Source organism: Pantoea sp. C1E2, from assembly GCF_056491465.1.
In genome coordinates this window covers 1,276,849-1,292,524 of sequence record NZ_JBSZHT010000002.1, presented here as the reverse complement: position 1 = coordinate 1,292,524, position 15,676 = coordinate 1,276,849, and the positions used below count along the sequence as shown (strand labels likewise).

General features: G+C 54.9%; 17 protein-coding genes. 6 read left to right on the top strand and 11 right to left on the bottom strand.

Annotated features, from left to right (window positions below; genetic code table 11):
• Positions 1-38: 38 nt before the first annotated feature.
• Positions 39-1,487, bottom strand: coding sequence for a tRNA uracil 4-sulfurtransferase ThiI (thiI, locus tag ACXI0A_RS06125; protein WP_476149870.1), 1,449 nt, complete (start codon positions 1,485-1,487; stop codon positions 39-41).
• Positions 1,488-1,720: 233 nt separating this feature from the next.
• Here thiI and xseB point away from each other — a divergent pair, with 233 nt between their 5' ends.
• The 4 genes from xseB (at position 1,721) to ACXI0A_RS06105 (ending at position 5,784) form a co-directional block, all read left to right on the top strand.
• Positions 1,721-1,963, top strand: coding sequence for an exodeoxyribonuclease VII small subunit (gene xseB / locus ACXI0A_RS06120; RefSeq protein ID WP_034831045.1), 243 nt, complete (start codon positions 1,721-1,723; stop codon positions 1,961-1,963).
• Positions 1,963-2,862, top strand: coding sequence for a (2E,6E)-farnesyl diphosphate synthase (gene ispA / locus ACXI0A_RS06115; protein WP_224934147.1), 900 nt, complete (start codon positions 1,963-1,965; stop codon positions 2,860-2,862). The genes xseB and ispA overlap by 1 nt, the downstream gene beginning before the upstream one ends.
• A gap of 19 nt (positions 2,863-2,881) precedes the next feature.
• A complete protein-coding gene (dxs, locus tag ACXI0A_RS06110) occupies positions 2,882-4,747 on the top strand; it encodes a 1-deoxy-D-xylulose-5-phosphate synthase (RefSeq protein ID WP_476149872.1) in 1,866 nt (621 codons plus the stop codon).
• Between the two features lie 62 nt (positions 4,748-4,809).
• On the top strand, positions 4,810-5,784 hold the full coding sequence (locus ACXI0A_RS06105; protein ID WP_476149873.1) for an aldo/keto reductase: 975 nt from the start codon (positions 4,810-4,812) through the stop codon (positions 5,782-5,784).
• Between the two features lie 162 nt (positions 5,785-5,946).
• On the opposite strand, the gene pgpA is transcribed toward ACXI0A_RS06105, so the two are convergent.
• From pgpA to nrdR, 6 genes are all read right to left on the bottom strand, one after another.
• Positions 5,947-6,438: a phosphatidylglycerophosphatase A gene (gene pgpA, locus ACXI0A_RS06100; protein WP_224934150.1), complete on the bottom strand. Its 492-nt coding sequence runs from the start codon at positions 6,436-6,438 to the stop codon at positions 5,947-5,949.
• Positions 6,425-7,402 (bottom strand): thiamine-phosphate kinase, encoded by a 978-nt coding sequence (gene thiL / locus ACXI0A_RS06095; protein WP_476149876.1) that lies wholly within the window; start codon positions 7,400-7,402, stop codon positions 6,425-6,427. The genes pgpA and thiL overlap by 14 nt, the downstream gene beginning before the upstream one ends.
• 46 nt (positions 7,403-7,448) lie before the next feature.
• Positions 7,449-7,868, bottom strand: coding sequence for a transcription antitermination factor NusB (gene nusB, locus ACXI0A_RS06090; RefSeq protein ID WP_007887007.1), 420 nt, complete (start codon positions 7,866-7,868; stop codon positions 7,449-7,451).
• Between the two features lie 19 nt (positions 7,869-7,887).
• Positions 7,888-8,358, bottom strand: a complete 471-nt coding sequence (gene ribH / locus ACXI0A_RS06085; RefSeq protein ID WP_224934152.1) for a 6,7-dimethyl-8-ribityllumazine synthase — start codon at positions 8,356-8,358, stop codon at positions 7,888-7,890.
• A gap of 93 nt (positions 8,359-8,451) precedes the next feature.
• Complete coding sequence (gene ribD / locus ACXI0A_RS06080; protein WP_476149879.1) at positions 8,452-9,555, bottom strand: bifunctional diaminohydroxyphosphoribosylaminopyrimidine deaminase/5-amino-6-(5-phosphoribosylamino)uracil reductase RibD; 1,104 nt, start codon at positions 9,553-9,555, stop codon at positions 8,452-8,454.
• A 3-nt stretch (positions 9,556-9,558) separates the two neighbouring features.
• Positions 9,559-10,008 carry a transcriptional regulator NrdR gene (gene nrdR, locus ACXI0A_RS06075; protein ID WP_034831027.1) on the bottom strand — a complete coding sequence of 150 codons (450 nt, stop codon included), beginning with the start codon at positions 10,006-10,008 and terminating at the stop codon, positions 9,559-9,561.
• 172 nt (positions 10,009-10,180) lie between these two features.
• On the opposite strand from nrdR, the gene lysM reads away from it, so the two are divergent.
• A complete protein-coding gene (gene lysM, locus ACXI0A_RS06070; protein ID WP_224934154.1) occupies positions 10,181-10,618 on the top strand; it encodes a peptidoglycan-binding protein LysM in 438 nt (145 codons plus the stop codon).
• A gap of 15 nt (positions 10,619-10,633) precedes the next feature.
• On the top strand, positions 10,634-11,197 hold the full coding sequence (locus tag ACXI0A_RS06065; RefSeq protein ID WP_476149881.1) for a DUF3251 domain-containing protein: 564 nt from the start codon (positions 10,634-10,636) through the stop codon (positions 11,195-11,197).
• Between the two features lie 139 nt (positions 11,198-11,336).
• Here ACXI0A_RS06065 and secF read toward each other — a convergent pair whose 3' ends face one another.
• From secF to tgt, 4 genes are read right to left on the bottom strand one after another with little or no spacing between them, the layout of a single operon-like run.
• A complete protein-coding gene (gene secF / locus ACXI0A_RS06060) occupies positions 11,337-12,305 on the bottom strand; it encodes a protein translocase subunit SecF (protein WP_476149882.1) in 969 nt (322 codons plus the stop codon).
• A 10-nt stretch (positions 12,306-12,315) separates the two neighbouring features.
• Positions 12,316-14,163 (bottom strand): protein translocase subunit SecD, encoded by a 1,848-nt coding sequence (secD, locus tag ACXI0A_RS06055; protein WP_476149883.1) that lies wholly within the window; start codon positions 14,161-14,163, stop codon positions 12,316-12,318.
• A gap of 25 nt (positions 14,164-14,188) precedes the next feature.
• Entirely contained in the window at positions 14,189-14,521 is a 333-nt protein-coding gene (gene yajC / locus ACXI0A_RS06050) for a preprotein translocase subunit YajC (protein ID WP_034831018.1), read from the bottom strand.
• A 25-nt stretch (positions 14,522-14,546) separates the two neighbouring features.
• Positions 14,547-15,671, bottom strand: a complete 1,125-nt coding sequence (gene tgt / locus ACXI0A_RS06045; RefSeq protein WP_476149884.1) for a tRNA guanosine(34) transglycosylase Tgt — start codon at positions 15,669-15,671, stop codon at positions 14,547-14,549.
• Positions 15,672-15,676 lie beyond the last annotated feature (5 nt).

Here is a 15,676-nt window from a genome sequence, read left to right as displayed (position 1 = left end):
ATCAATCTACTGGGTGCGCCGGTGTGCGCACGCCAGATTTACGGGCGATAAACCTTCACGTTTTTAAAGCCCTGCTCATGCAGATACAGCGCCTGCAAACGGCTCATCACGCCGCGATCGCAATACAGCAACCAGGTTTTGTTCTGATCCAAATCGCCAAACTGCGTGCTCAATTTATAGAACGGCAGAGTTTTCACTTCCACGCCTTGCAGCGCCAGCGGTGATGACTCTTGCTCATCCACAGAGCGGATATCCAGCACCACATCTTCCGCGGTGAATGAGACCACCGTCTCCACTTCAACCACTTCTTCCTGTGCTTTCTCCGCGATTTCGCGGATATCCACATTGCTGGCTTCCTGCACCATGCGATTGAGGATCTCAAAATCGAAGTTCTGCTCTTCTGCTTCGATCTTCGCCTTCACCGCTTTCACCGTTGGGCTTTTCGAAATCACACCACAATATTCTGGCATGGTTTTCGCGAAATCTTCGGTGCCGATATGGCGCGCCAAATCGATGATGTGCTCTTTATCATGCGAGATAAGCGGACGCAGGATCAGCGTATCCGAGGCGTTATCGATCAGACGCAGGTTGGTCAGTGTCTGGCTCGATACCTGGCCCAGTGCTTCACCGGTTACCAGCGCCTGCACGCCGTAGCGCTCAGCGACCATCGATGCCGCACGCACCATCATACGCTTCAGCACCACGCCCATCTGGCCGTCGTCTACCTTCTCTAAAATCTCACCGACTACCGGCTCGAAGTTGATCGCCACAAAGCGCACACGATGCGAACGACCAAAACGCTGCCACAGATAATGCGCGACCTGACGGACGCCGATTTCATGGGCGGCACCGCCGAGGTTGAAGAAGCAGTAATGGACGCGGCAGCCTCGACGCATCAGCATATAGCTGGAGACGCCGGAATCGAAGCCGCCTGAGATCAGCGACAGCACATCTTCTTGTGTCCCGATCGGGAAACCACCCAGCCCTTCATAACGGCCGGTGATCAGCAGCAGACGATCGTCTTCGATCTCGAGGTTGACCGTCACATCAGGATTTTTCAATTGCACGCGTGCAGTCTCAATGTGCTGATTGAGGCCACCACCCACGTAACGCTCGACATCAATCGAGCTGAAGCTGTGCTTGCCGCGACGCTTCACGCGCACACAAAAACTTTTCCCTTCCAGACGTTCACGATTCAGCGCCAGAGCCTGCTCGAAGATATCGTGCATATCGGTATAAGGCTGATCCTCAACCTCCAGTACATGGTGAATACCGGGAATACGCGTGAGCTCATCGATAACGACGGTACGCAGCGCTTCTTTTTTAGCGCGAACTTCAATATGGTCCCAGTGACGCACCACGGCGATTTCGTCGTCGACAGTACGCAGGGTATTGCGGATGTTACCGGTCAGGATCTTGATAAAGCGCAGACGCACCGACTGACTTTTGATGGTGATTTCAGGGAAGAGCTTAATGATAAACTTCATGGCGACACAGCTTCGTTGGGCAAATAAGTGCTAAAAACATCGGCACTTAACTGGTAAAATCATATAATTACGGGTAACGCAGAAGCGCCCGCATCCGAGGCGCAAAAGTATACCACCTTTGTCAGATGACCGCTTCTGCAACCGCAATCACATTCATTATTTTGCTAATTATTCCTCGTCGGCTACCATGACCGATTGCAAGATGATTCCTAACCTGTGAGTCGACACTGATTATGCCGAAAAAAGCCGAAGCGCCAGCCAGTTTTGAAAGCGCATTACAGCAGCTGGAACAAATCGTCAGCCGTCTGGAAAGTGGTGAACTGCCGCTGGAAGAAGCGCTGAACGAATTTGAACGCGGCGTACAGCTGGCACGCACCGGTCAGCAAACCCTGCAGCAGGCTGAACAGCGCGTACAGATTCTGCTCAGCGATGACAAAGATGCTGCGCTCGCGCCGTTCACACCGGAAAATGACTGATGGATTTCGCCAAATTACTCAACGCGTATCACGAACGCGTTAATCTGGCGTTGACACGCTTAATAGATCCACTTCCTTTTCAGAGTTCTCCTCTGGTGCAATCCATGCAATATGGGGCACTATTAGGCGGTAAGCGTCTGCGTCCATTTTTGGTTTACGCCACGGGCGAGATGTTAAAGGCCGATGCGGCCAGCCTGGATGCTCCGGCCGCTGCCGTAGAGTGCATCCATGCTTACTCTCTGATTCATGATGATCTGCCCGCGATGGATGACGATGCGTTACGTCGTGGACAGCCAACCTGCCATATTAAATATGGTGAAGACACAGCGATTCTCGCTGGTGATGCGTTGCAAACCCTGGCGTTTTCGATTCTGGCCGATGAGCCAATGCCCGGCGTCAGCCCGCAAGATCGCATTGCGATGATCTCCGAACTGGCTCAGGCCAGCGGTGTGGCAGGCATGTGCGGTGGCCAGGCGCTGGATCTCGCCGCTGAAGGCAAGCACATTGACCTCGCCCAGCTGGAGCAGATTCATCGTCATAAAACCGGCGCATTGATTCGCGCTGCGGTGCGTCTTGGCGCATTGACGGCGGGTGAACGTGGCCGTGCGGCACTTCCGGTACTGGATACCTACGCCAACGCCATTGGACTGGCGTTCCAGGTGCAGGATGACATTCTTGATGTGGTGGGCGATACCGCGGTGCTGGGCAAAACTCAGGGCGCGGATCAGGCGTTGGGTAAGAGCACTTATCCGGCGCTGATGGGACTGGAAAATGCCCGCAGCAAAGCGTGGGATCTTTATCAGGAAGCACTGGGCGCGTTAGAGATTCTGGCGGCGCAGTCCTACGACACCACCGCATTACAAGCACTGGCAAGCTTCATAATTGAACGCGATAAATAACTTTCATAATGAGTCTCTGATGAGTTTTGATATTGCAAAATACCCGACACTGGCATTAGCGAGCACGGTTCAGGAATTACGTTTATTACCGAAAGAAAAACTTCCGGTACTGTGTGACGAGCTGCGTCAGTATCTGCTGGATAGCGTGAGCCGATCTTCCGGCCACTTTGCTTCGGGTCTGGGCGTCGTCGAACTAACAGTCGCGCTGCATTATGTTTATAACACCCCGTTTGACCATCTGGTGTGGGACGTCGGCCATCAGGCCTATCCGCATAAGATTCTGACCGGACGCCGCGATCGTATCGGCACTATCCGCCAGAAAAATGGCCTGCATCCGTTCCCATGGCGCGGCGAAAGTGAATACGACGTATTGAGCGTCGGTCACTCATCGACCTCGATCAGCGCCGGATTGGGTATGGCGGTTGCCGCTGAGCGTGAAGGTAAAGGACGTCGTACCGCCTGTATTATTGGCGATGGCGCCATCACCGCGGGCATGGCGTTCGAAGCCATGAACCACGCAGGCGACATCAAGCCTGACATGCTGGTGATCCTTAACGACAACGAGATGTCGATCTCCGAGAACGTTGGCGCACTCAACAATCGTCTGGCACAGATTCTCTCCGGCAAAACCTATTCACGTCTGCGCGAAGGCGGCAAGCGTGTGTTGGGCGGGCTGCCTCCGATCAAAGAGCTGGTGAAGCGCACCGAAGAGCACCTGAAAGGCATGGTGGTGCCGGGCACGCTTTTTGAAGAGCTGGGCTTTAACTACATCGGTCCGGTTGATGGCCACGATGTGCTGACGCTTGTAAGCACGCTGAAGAATATGCGCGACCTGAAAGGCCCGCAGTTCCTGCACATCATGACCAAAAAGGGCAAAGGCTACGCGCCTGCCGAGCAAGATCCTATCGCCTGGCATGCGGTACCGAAGTTCGATCCGGCCAGTGGTTCTCTGCCAAAAAGCGCGCCTGGCCTGCCGAGTTACTCGAAGATTTTCGGTAGCTGGCTGAGCGAAATGGCCGCTGACGATCCGCGATTGATGGCGGTGACGCCGGCGATGCGTGAAGGCTCCGGCATGGTCAGCTACTCTCGTGACTATCCTCAGCAATACTTTGACGTGGCGATTGCCGAACAGCACGCGGTGACGTTTGCCGCGGGCATGGCGATTGGCGGTTATAAGCCGGTGGTGGCGATTTACTCCACCTTCCTGCAGCGCGCTTACGATCAGCTGATTCACGATGTGGCGATCCAGAAGCTGCCGGTGCTGTTTGCTATCGATCGCGGCGGCATCGTGGGTGCTGATGGCCAGACGCATCAGGGCGCGTTTGATATCGCCTTCCTGCGCTGTGTACCAGAAATGGTGATCATGACGCCAAGCGACGAGAACGAATGCCGCCAGATGCTGTACACCGGCTATCACTATCAGGATGGGCCGAGTGCGGTACGTTACCCGCGCGGCACCGGCACCGGCGCAACACTGGAGCCCCTGGCCAGCCTACCGCTGGGCAAAGGCATTGTGAAGCGCCGCGGTGAAAAACTGGCGATCCTTAACTTCGGTACGTTGTTGCCTGAAGCGCAGGCTGCCGCTGAAGCGCTTAACGCCACGCTGGTGGATATGCGTTTTGTGAAGCCGCTGGATGAAGCCTTGATCGTTGAACTGGCCACCCGCCATGATTCGCTGGTGACGCTGGAAGAAGGCGCCATCAAAGGCGGTGCTGGTAGCGGCGTCAACGAATACGTGATGGCGAAACGCCTGCGTGTGCATGTGCTGAACCTCGGCCTGCCGGATGAGTTTATTCCGCAAGGCACGCAGGAAGAAGTTCGTCAGGATTATCAGCTGGATGCCGTGGGTATTCAGCAACAAATCACTGACTGGCTGGCGCAGTAATCCCCTCCCCGCTCCTGCTGCTATGCTTAGGGCATTCCTAACGCATAAGAGCAGGAGCTCCCATGAAAACCATTCGTTTAGGCCAAACCGACTTAGAGGTTTCGCGTCTCTGTTTAGGCTGCATGACTTACGGCGATCCGATGCGCGGCAATCACGCATGGACCCTGCCCGAAGAGAGCAGTCGACCGCTGATCAAACAGGCGTTAGACGCCGGGATTAACTTTTTCGACACCGCCAACAGCTACTCCGATGGCAGCAGCGAAGAGATTGTGGGTCGCGCGTTGAAGGATTTTGCCCAGCGCGATCGGGTGGTGGTTGCCACCAAAGTTTACTTCCCACTCAGCAACCTCTCTCAGGGCCTGTCACGTAAGAACATCCTGCAATCTATCGACGACAGCCTGGCGCGCCTCGGCATGGAGTACGTTGACCTGTTGCAGATTCACCGCTGGGATTACGACACGCCGATTGAAGAGACGCTGGAAGCGCTCAATGATGTGGTGAAAGCCGGTAAAGCACGCTACATCGGCGCTTCTTCCATGCATGCTTCCCAGTTTGCTCAGGCGCTGGATCTGCAAAAGCAAAATGGCTGGGCGCGTTTTGTCAGCATGCAGGATCAGTACAACCTGATTCAGCGCGAAGAAGAAAACGAGATGCACCCGCTGTGTGAACGAGAAGGCATTGCAGTGCTGCCGTGGAGCCCGCTGGCACGCGGCAAGCTCACGCGTCCATGGGGTGAAACCACCGCGCGTTCGGTATCGGATAACGTGATGGAGAAACTGTATACCGGCACCGAGGAGAACGATGCGGCGATTGCAGAGCGTCTGGCAACCATTGCCGCCGATAAAGGCGTGACGCGTGCACAAGTGGCGCTGGCGTGGCTGCTGCATAAACCGGTAGTGACCGCGCCGATCATTGGTGCATCACGTGAGCAGCAGTTTGCCGAATTGGTTAAAGCGGTGGATGTGGAGTTGAGTTCAACGGATATCGCTGAGCTGGAGACGGTGTATCAACCGCATCCGGTGGTGGGATTTGAGTAATCATTGAACCAGGTCGCCATAAATGGCGACCCTACAATGTTGAGTGCGCACATTGGGTAATCCGTAGGGTGCGCATTCACAGCCACATCTGGTCATCGTAGGGTGCGCATTTACAGCCACATTAGGTCATCGTAGGGTGCGCATTTATGCGCACTTGCCGATTTAAAGCACCAGCCCCAACCCATACAAAATCGCCGCTGATATCACACCCGCGATAATGTCATCGACCATAATGCCCATGCCGCCATGCACGTTCTGATCGAACCAGCGAATCGGCCAGGGTTTCCACATATCAAAGATACGGAAGATGACAAACCCGGCCAGCACCCACTGCCAGCTCATTGCCGGAATCGCCATCAGCGTGATCCACATACCGATGAATTCATCCCATACGATGCTGCCATGGTCGTGCACGCCCATGTCTTTCGCCGTGCGATGACACAGATAAACGCCCACGCTGATACCAATCAGCACCAGCAGGGAGTAGATCTGCAATGGCAAAAACGTCATCAGCCACCAGAAGGGGATCGCCGCAATCGAACCGGCGGTGCCTGGCATGATCGGGCTCAGGCCACTGCCAAAACCGACTGCCAGCAGATGCCATGGGTTGCTCAGGCGTAAACGGCCTTTCGCTACATCTTTACTTGCCGCCAAAGTGATCAAATCCCTTGTGATTAAAACTCCGCGGCTTGCCGTTTTCCAGCAGCGTCAACCCATCGGATTCAGGCGCAATCTGCCCGATGCAGGTGTAAGACACGCCGAGATGAGCCAGCGCCACGTCCAGCGCACCACGATTCACTTCCGGCACGGTAAAGCACAGCTCGTAATCTTCGCCGCCGCTTAAGGCCCAGGTCAGCACCTGTTCCGGCTCAAAATGATCGCGCAACGCAGCGGACAGCGGTAACGCTTCCAGATTGATACGCGCACCAACGCGGCTAGCCGTGAGAATATGGCCGAGATCGGCAATCAAACCATCGGAGATATCAATCGCCGATGTCGCCAGATTGCGCAGTGCCTGGCCTTGCAGTACACGAGGCATCGGACGCAGATGGCGCTTAATCAGCACTTCATGTACGGCCGGATCGTTCAGGCGATGACGATGTTGCAGTAGCGACAAACCAGCCGCACTGTCACCCAGCGTACCGGTAACAAAGATCCAGTCGCCAGGTTTGGCACCCGAGCGCTTCAATGCGCGTCCTGTCGGCACCAGACCGTGAATACCCAACGTCAGGCTCAGCGGTCCGCGCGTGGTATCACCGCCAATCAGCTGCATATCGTAGTAATCCAGCAGCTCAAACAGGCTGTCGCTAAATGCCGCCAGCCAGCTTTCATTTACTTCAGGCAAGGTAATTGCCAGCGTCAACCACGCCGGGTCCGCGCCCATTGCCGCCAGATCACTCAGATTTACGGCCAGTGCTTTGTAACCCAGATCGGCAGGATGGATATCACGCAGGAAGTGCACACCCGCCACCAGCGTATCGGTGCTAATGGCCAGCGTTTGTTTTTCGGGCACGTTCAGTAACGCACAGTCGTCACCAATTCCCTTCTCCACATCGCGGCGGGAGCTGGTGACGCGATTAAAATAACGTGCGATCAGTTCGAATTCACCACAAGACATAAGTCAGGTCTCAATGAAAAAAAGGCCGGTAAACCGGCCTTATGCATTATTTTTTGTTGGGTCTAATTTGTGGAGCTGCTTTATCCAGCACGCCGTTGACAAACTTGTGGCTGTCTTCAGCGCCAAACACCTTGGCCAGCTCGATGCCTTCGTTGATGGCCACTTTATAAGGCACATCAGAACGCTTGCTCAGCTCATACAGCGAAATACGCAGAATGGCTTTCTCAACCTGACCCAGCTCTTCCAGCTGACGTGACAGGTAAGGCTTCATCAGACCGTCCAGGTACGCGCTGTTAGTCGCCACACCGGCCAGCAATTCGCGGAAATAGCTAATATCGACGTCTTTGACGTCTTGTTCCGCCAGAAACTGGTATTCCACATCGGCAATGTCGTTCTTAGACAGCTGCCAGGAGTAAAGCGCCTGAACAGCGCACTCACGGGCGCGACGACGAGCAGCAGGTTTCACAAAATTCCCCTTCCAAAAATCAGGCTTTGATGGCTTTCAATACGTTAATCATTTCGAGTGCAGTCAGGGCCGCTTCGGCGCCTTTATTACCTGCTTTGGTGCCGGCGCGTTCAATCGCCTGCTCGATGTTTTCGGTGGTTAACACGCCGAAAGTCACCGGAATTTCGCTGGTCATCGCCACGTTGGCAATACCAGAGCTGGCTTCACCTGCCACATATTCGAAGTGGGCGGTGCCGCCACGGATCACGGTTCCCAGTGCCACGATCGCGTCGTGCTTACCGGCTTTCGCCAGTGCGCGCGCTGCCAACGGCAGTTCGTAAGCGCCTGGAACCCAAACCACTGTGATGTTGTCTGCTTTGACCTGGCCAATACGCTTCAGCGCATCGATGGCGCCATCCAGCAGGCTGTCATTAATGAAGTTGTTAAAACGCGCAATAACGATGGCAATGTTAGCATCAGGCGTGGCAACAGGAGCTTCGATAACTTTCATACATATCCTTTGGGTGTTTGATTTATGGCCCCGCAGAAGGGGGCGGATTCTATCATACTCTTCGGCGACGCGCTCAGGCTTTTCAGTCGGTGCTCAAGCGGGCGTCAGGGTCAGTCGCAGGTCCGCGCCAACCATGCGCACATCGCTAAACTTCAGGCCTGGCGCATCGGCCAATTGTTCCAGTCCAGGCAGTTCGCACAGACCCCGTGCCGCATTGCCCAGCAGCTTCGGCGCCATATAAACGATCAGTTCATCGACCAATCCGACCTGCAACAGCGCCCCGGCTAAACGGGCACCGGCTTCGACCCACACCGAGTTAATCTGACGCTGGCCGAGCAACATCATCATCGCCACCAGATCCAGTTGCTCTCCGCGCAGCGGCACCGCAATTTGGCTGACGCTGTCGGGCCAGGTTTGCTGATCGATTTCACTGCGCATCAGCCAGGTTTCGCCCGGCTGACTTAGCAGTCGATGTTGTGGCGTCACACGCTGCTGGCTATCAATCACCACGCGAATCGGCTGGCGCAGCGTTGCTTCATCCAGCTGCTGGCGCACATCTTCATTCAGCTCGCTCCAGCGCACCGTTAGTGATGGATCGTCTGCCAGCACCGTTGCACTGGAAGTAAGAATAGCCGAACTCTGGGCACGTAATTGTTGCACATCGCGCCTTGCCGCCGCCGAGGTGATCCACTGGCTTTCGCCACTGGCCATCGCGGTGCGCCCATCAAGGGATGCGCCGAGTTTGAGCTGAATCCACGGGAAGCCGGTGCGCATACGTTTCAGAAAACCACGATTCAATGCTTCAGCTTCGCTCATCATTAAACCGTGGCTGACTTCAATACCGGCCTGCTGCAAACGGTATAAGCCGCGCCCCGCCACCTGCGGATTGGGATCTTGCATCGCCGCCACTACGCGGCTGACGCCGGCGGCGATCAGCGCATCGCAGCACGGCGGCGTGCGGCCATGATGGCTGCAGGGTTCCAGCGTAACGAAGGCGGTCGCGCCTTTGGCTTTGTCCCCCGCCATACGCAGCGCGTGCACTTCTGCATGCGGCTCACCCGCACGGTGATGCCAGCCCTCGCCGACAATCTCGCCGTCGCGCACAATCACACAGCCCACATTAGGGTTTGGTGTGGTGGTGAAACGTCCGCGTCGCGCCAGTTCCAGCGCGCGCGCCATGTAGCGTTCGTCAGTCATGGCTTAGTCCTGTAAGCGGGCGATCTCTTCGCCAAAATCACGGATATCTTCGAAGCTGCGGTAGACCGAGGCAAAGCGGATGTAGGCGACCTTATCGAGCTTCTTCAACTCTTCCATCACCAGATTGCCCACCAGCTTGCTGGGAATTTCGCGCTCACCCGTGGCACGTAGCTGGGTTTTAATGTGGTTCACCGCGTTATCAACGGCGTCCGCGCTGACCGGACGTTTCTCCAGCGCCTTCATCATGCCGCTGGCGAGCTTATCTTCGTTAAAGGGTTCACGCACATCGTTGCTTTTCACCACGCGCGGCATCACCAGTTCAGCCACTTCAAAGGTGGTAAAACGCTCATGGCACACCAGACACTGGCGGCGGCGACGCACCGATGAACCTTCACTGACCAGGCGAGAATCAATCACTTTGGTGTCCACAGCGGAGCAGAAGGGGCAATGCATGACGTTTCCTGTCGCGAGATAAATAGGCCACACAGTGTAGCGCGATCTCGCAGGCAACTAAATACACCGGACCGAATCACCGCCCGGCTCACAGACGCAGGATGTCACGCTCTGTAAACAAGAAAAGCCACTAAGCTTAAACAGCCAATCCGGCACATTTGCAGGAGGTCACATGGGTCTGTTCAATTTCGTGAAAGAAGCAGGTGAAAAGTTATGGGATGCCGTTACCGGCGCTGACGATCCCAGCAAAAAATTACAGGATCATATTAACCAGCTCGGCTTACCTGACAGCGATAAAGTCAAAGTCGATGTGCAAGGCGACACCGTTACCGTGAGCGGCGATGGCATTTCGCAGGAGCTGAAAGAGAAAATCCTGGTGGCCGCCGGTAACGTCGCGGGGATCACTAAGGTCGATGACAAGGTCACCGTGACGGACAGTGCGCCAGAAGCGGAATTCTACACGGTGAAAAAAGGCGACACCTTAAGCGCGATTTCCAAACAGGTTTACGGGAATCCCAATGAATACAACAAGATTTTCGAAGCAAACAAGCCAATGCTGACGCATCCTGATAAGATCTATCCTGGCCAGGTATTACGTATTCCGAAATAACAGAAAGGACAATGCATGACGATCAGGACGTTTTGGGCGCCCGCGGCACTTTCGCTGCTGGTGCTCAGTGGTTGTAGTTCAACGCCGACTTCACCGCAGGTCAAAGAGTTACATCAGGAAGTCAGCCAGCTTAATCAGCAGATGCGCAAGCTCACTAATCAGGCAACGGCGCTGGAAATTCAGGGTCAGCTCAATGGGCAGTCAACCCAGGGAGCATGGCTATTGCCGCAGGCCAATACGCCGGTCGAGTTACAGACGCAGATCGGCAAATTGCGTCTGTCACTGTCTCGTGTGGGAGGGGAAGCCAGCGGCAGCCGCGCCAACCTGAATATTCGATCCACCGATGACCAGCCAGTCCCTGCCCTGACCGCCACGGTGGTGTGGGGTGAACTGGATCCGGCGAGCGGCAAACCGCTGAGTGCAGAGAGTCTGAGCCAGACGATTCAGGTTGAAGCCAGTCTGACGCCGCGAAGTTCTGTCACGGTGCCGCTGCGGTTGAGCGGACTGACACCGGAGCAACTCGGCTATGTGCGCGTGCATGATGTGTTACCTGCAGCGGAAAAAGCCAAAGCGCCCTGATCGTATGGAGTCTCGCACGGTCACCATGAATGGCGACCCTACGGAGATACACCGTTGCACTGTAGGGTATGCACTCATGCGTACCTCGCATAAAAAAACGGGCTGCCCTTAGGCAGCCCGTTTCACTTCATCAGCACAATTAAGGCAGGATCGAAGGCTGATCCGCGCCCTCTTTCTCGACTTTCTGCACCAGCATGTGTTCACGCTTCATACCCAGTTTCAGCGCCAGAGCAGAAGAAACATAGATAGAGGAAATGGTACCGATGGTGACACCGATCAGCATGGTCAACGAGAAGCCTTTCAGCAACGCGCCACCAAACAGGAACAGAATCATGATCATCGCCAACGTGGTCAGCGAGGTGATCAAGGTACGGCTCAACGTCTGGGTCAACGACACGTTGGTGATATCGTAAGAAGTACCGCGACGAATTTTGCGGAAGTTCTCACGAATACGGTCGGAAACCACGATCTTATCGTTAAGCGAGTAACCAATCACCGACATCAGCGAGGCCACAATCGTCAGATCGATCTCGATGTGCACCAGCGCCAAAATGCCGCAGGTGATGATCACATCGTGCGCCAGTGCCAGTACGGTACCCAGTGCCAGACGCCACTCAAAACGGATGCCGATATAGATCAGAATCGCAATCAGTGCCGACAACAGCGCCATCGCCCCCGCCTGCGCCAAATCGCTACCCACACTCGGGCCAACGAATTCGATACGCTTCACGGTCGCGTTCTGCTGCGTGGTCTGGTTAATCGATGCCAGAACCTTGGTGCCCAGTTCCTGACCTTCTGGCCCGGTTACCGGAGGCATACGCACCATCACGTCACGGCTGCTGCCAAAGTTCTGCACCAGCGGCTCCTGGAAGCCTGCTTTCACCAAACCTTCACGCAGTGCGTCCAGATCGGCCGGTTTTTCCAGGTTAATCTCAATCACCGTTCCGCCGGTAAAGTCGAGGCCCCAGTTGAAGCCTCGCACACCGATAATGGCGATAGACGCAACAATCAGCAAACCGGAGATGATGAAGGCCAGCGTATCCCAGCGCATAAAGTCAACGACCTTACGCCCGTGGTTTAGCTGTTCAATACTATAGTCCTGTGCCACAACGCACTCCTCAGATAGACAGCTTGTTGATGCGTTTGCCGCCGTACACCAGGTTAACGATGGCACGGGTGCCGACGATAGCGGTGAACATCGAAGTTGCGATACCGATAGCAGTGGTAATCGCAAAGCCTTTGATGGAGCCGGTACCGACCGCATAAAGAATGATAACTTTAATCAGCGTAGTGACGTTGGCGTCGACGATACTGGAGAAGGCGCCTTTATAGCCTTCATGAATCGCCTGCTGTACCGAGCGCCCGTTACGCAGTTCTTCTTTAATACGTTCGTTAATCAACACGTTGGCATCAACTGCCACCGCCAGCGTCAACACGATACCGGCAATACCCGGCATTGTCAGTGTTGCGCCCGGCAGTAATGACATGACACCGACAATCAGCACCAGGTTGCACAACAGTGCACTGGATGCAATCAGACCAAACTTCTTGTAGAACAATACCATGAACAGAATGGAGGCGATCAGACCCCACAAGCAGGCTTCGAGACCCTGAGTGATGTTCTGCTGGCCCATAGTTGGACCAATGGTACGCTCTTCCACAATCTGAATTGGCGCAATCAACGCACCGGCACGCAGCAGCAGCGAAAGCTGACGGGCTTCGTTCGGGTTGTTGATACCGGTGATGCGGAAGCTGTTACCGAGGCGCGACTGAATGTTCGCCACGTTAATCACTTGCTCCTGCTTCACCAGGATTGCACGACCGTTCGCGTCTTTCTTACCGCTGTCCTTGTACTCCACAAACAGGGTCGCCATCGCTTTACCGATGTTGTCCTTGGTGAAGTTCGACATCATGTTACCGCCCGCGCCATCCAGTGAAATGTTCACCTGCGGCTGGTTATACTCGTCCATGCTGGACGTCGAATCGGTAATATGGTCACCGGTCAGAATCACACGCTTGTACAGCACCACTGGCTGGCCTTCACGCGTTTCTTTCACTTCCGAATCACCCGGTACACGGCCGCTGGCCGCGGCACTTGGATCAACGGCGGTGTTCACCAAACGGAATTCCAGGGTCGCAGTCGCACCCAGAATCTCTTTAGCACGCGCCGTATCCTGAATACCCGGCAGTTCCACCACGATGCGGTCAGAACCCTGACGCTGCACCAGCGGCTCGGCAACGCCAAGCTGGTTGACACGGTTACGCAGGATATTGATGTTCTGCTGAACCGCATACTCACGGGCTTCGCTCAGACGCGCATCGGTCATCACCGCACGCAGCGTATCGCTGCCGACGCTGGAGATCACCAGATCGCGATGACGTGCTGACAGATAGCTGATCGCCGCATCACGGCTGGCACCGTCGCGGAAACGCACTTCTACGCCGTAGTTAGCGATTTTATTGACGTTGGTATACGGGATGCTTTTGTCGCGCAGATCGCTACGCAGGCCATCGGCATTCTGCTCTTGCAGCTTGCCCAGAGCGGTATCCATATCCACTTCCATCAGGAAGTGTACGCCGCCACGCAGATCAAGACCGAGTTTCATCGGCTGTGCGGCCAGCAGGGTCAGCCAGCGCGGGGTTGCCGGCGCGAGGTTGAGTGCCACAACATAGTTGTCGCCCAATACCGTGGTGAGCGCATCACGCGCGCGCAGCTGCACATCCTGATTGTCAAAACGGGCCAGAATGGCACCATTTTCCAGAGCGAGGGATTTGCTCTGGATATTATCTTGTTTTAATAAAGTCTGGATCTGATCCAACGTCTGTTCACTGGCGGCGCCACCGCGCGCACCAGTGATCTGAACGGCCGGATCCTCACCATAAAGGTTAGGAAGCGCATAGAGCAGGCCGACGATAATCACGACGACCAGCATGATGTACTTCCACAAAGGATAACGGTTTAACACGGCAGTTCCCTTCGGGAAGAAAAAATTACAGCGCCTTCATAGTACCTTTCGGCAGAACGGCGGCCACGAAATCACGTTTTACAACTACTTCAGTGGTGTCGTTCAGGGCGATAGAAACGTAGCCGTTGTCAGCCACTTTGGTCACACGACCTACCAGGCCACCGCTGGTCAACACTTCATCACCTTTAGAGATGGAATCCATCAGCTTCTTGTGATCTTTAGAACGTTTCTGCTGCGGGCGCAGAATCATGAAATAGAAGATCAGACCAAACACCACCAGCATGATCACCAGAGAATAAGGACTTCCCTGAGACGGAGCGCCTGCTGCGGCAACGGCGTCAGAAATGAAAAAGCTCATTAAATTTCCCTCATTGATAGAATTATCAGACGTTTAACGGTGGAACCGCTTTACCCGTCCGTTGGTAGAACTCGCTAACAAAGTGCTCTAATTTACCCTCTTCGATGGCCTTACGTAAACCCGCCATCAGTCGCTGGTAGTAGCGCAGATTGTGAATCGTATTCAGACGTGCGCCCAGTATTTCGTTACAACGATCAAGATGATACAAGTAGGCGCGGCTATAATTGCGACAGGTGTAACAATCACACTCCGCATCCAGCGTTGTCGTGTCATCTTTATACCTGGCGTTACGGATTTTCACCACGCCATCGGTCACAAACAGGTGACCATTTCGCGCATTACGCGTTGGCATGACGCAGTCAAACATATCGATACCGCGGCGAACGCCTTCCACCAGATCTTCTGGCTTGCCGACGCCCATCAAATAACGCGGTTTATCTTGCGGAATTTGCGGACAGACGTGTTCCAGGATACGGTGCATGTCCTCTTTAGGCTCACCCACCGCCAGGCCGCCCACAGCGTACCCATCAAAGCCAATATCTACCAGACCTTTAACCGAGACATCTCGTAAATCTTCGTAAACACCGCCCTGAATAATGCCGAACAACGCATTTTTATTGCCAAGCGAATCAAAGCGATCGCGGCTGCGCTGTGCCCAACGTAATGACATCTCCATCGAGCGTTTGGCGTAATCCCAGTCTGCTGGATACGGCGTACATTCGTCGAAAATCATCACCACGTCTGAACCGAGGTCGTACTGAATTTCCATCGATTTTTCAGGATCGAGGAAAATCGGATCGCCGTTGATCGGGTTGCGGAAATGCACACCCGCTTCGGTAATCTTACGGATGTCGCCGAGGCTGAACACCTGGAAACCGCCGGAGTCGGTAAGGATCGGACCCTGCCAGTTCATAAAATCATGCAGGTCGCCGTGCAGTTTCATGATCTCCTGGCCTGGACGCAGCCACAGGTGGAAGGTGTTACCGAGCAGGATCTGTGCGCCGGTCTCTTTAACTTCTTCCGGCGTCATGCCCTTTACAGTGCCGTAAGTACCCACTGGCATAAATGCCGGGGTTTCAACCACACCACGATCGAACACCAAACGGCCACGGCGCGCGCGACCATCGGTGGTATCTAATTCAAATTTCACATTGA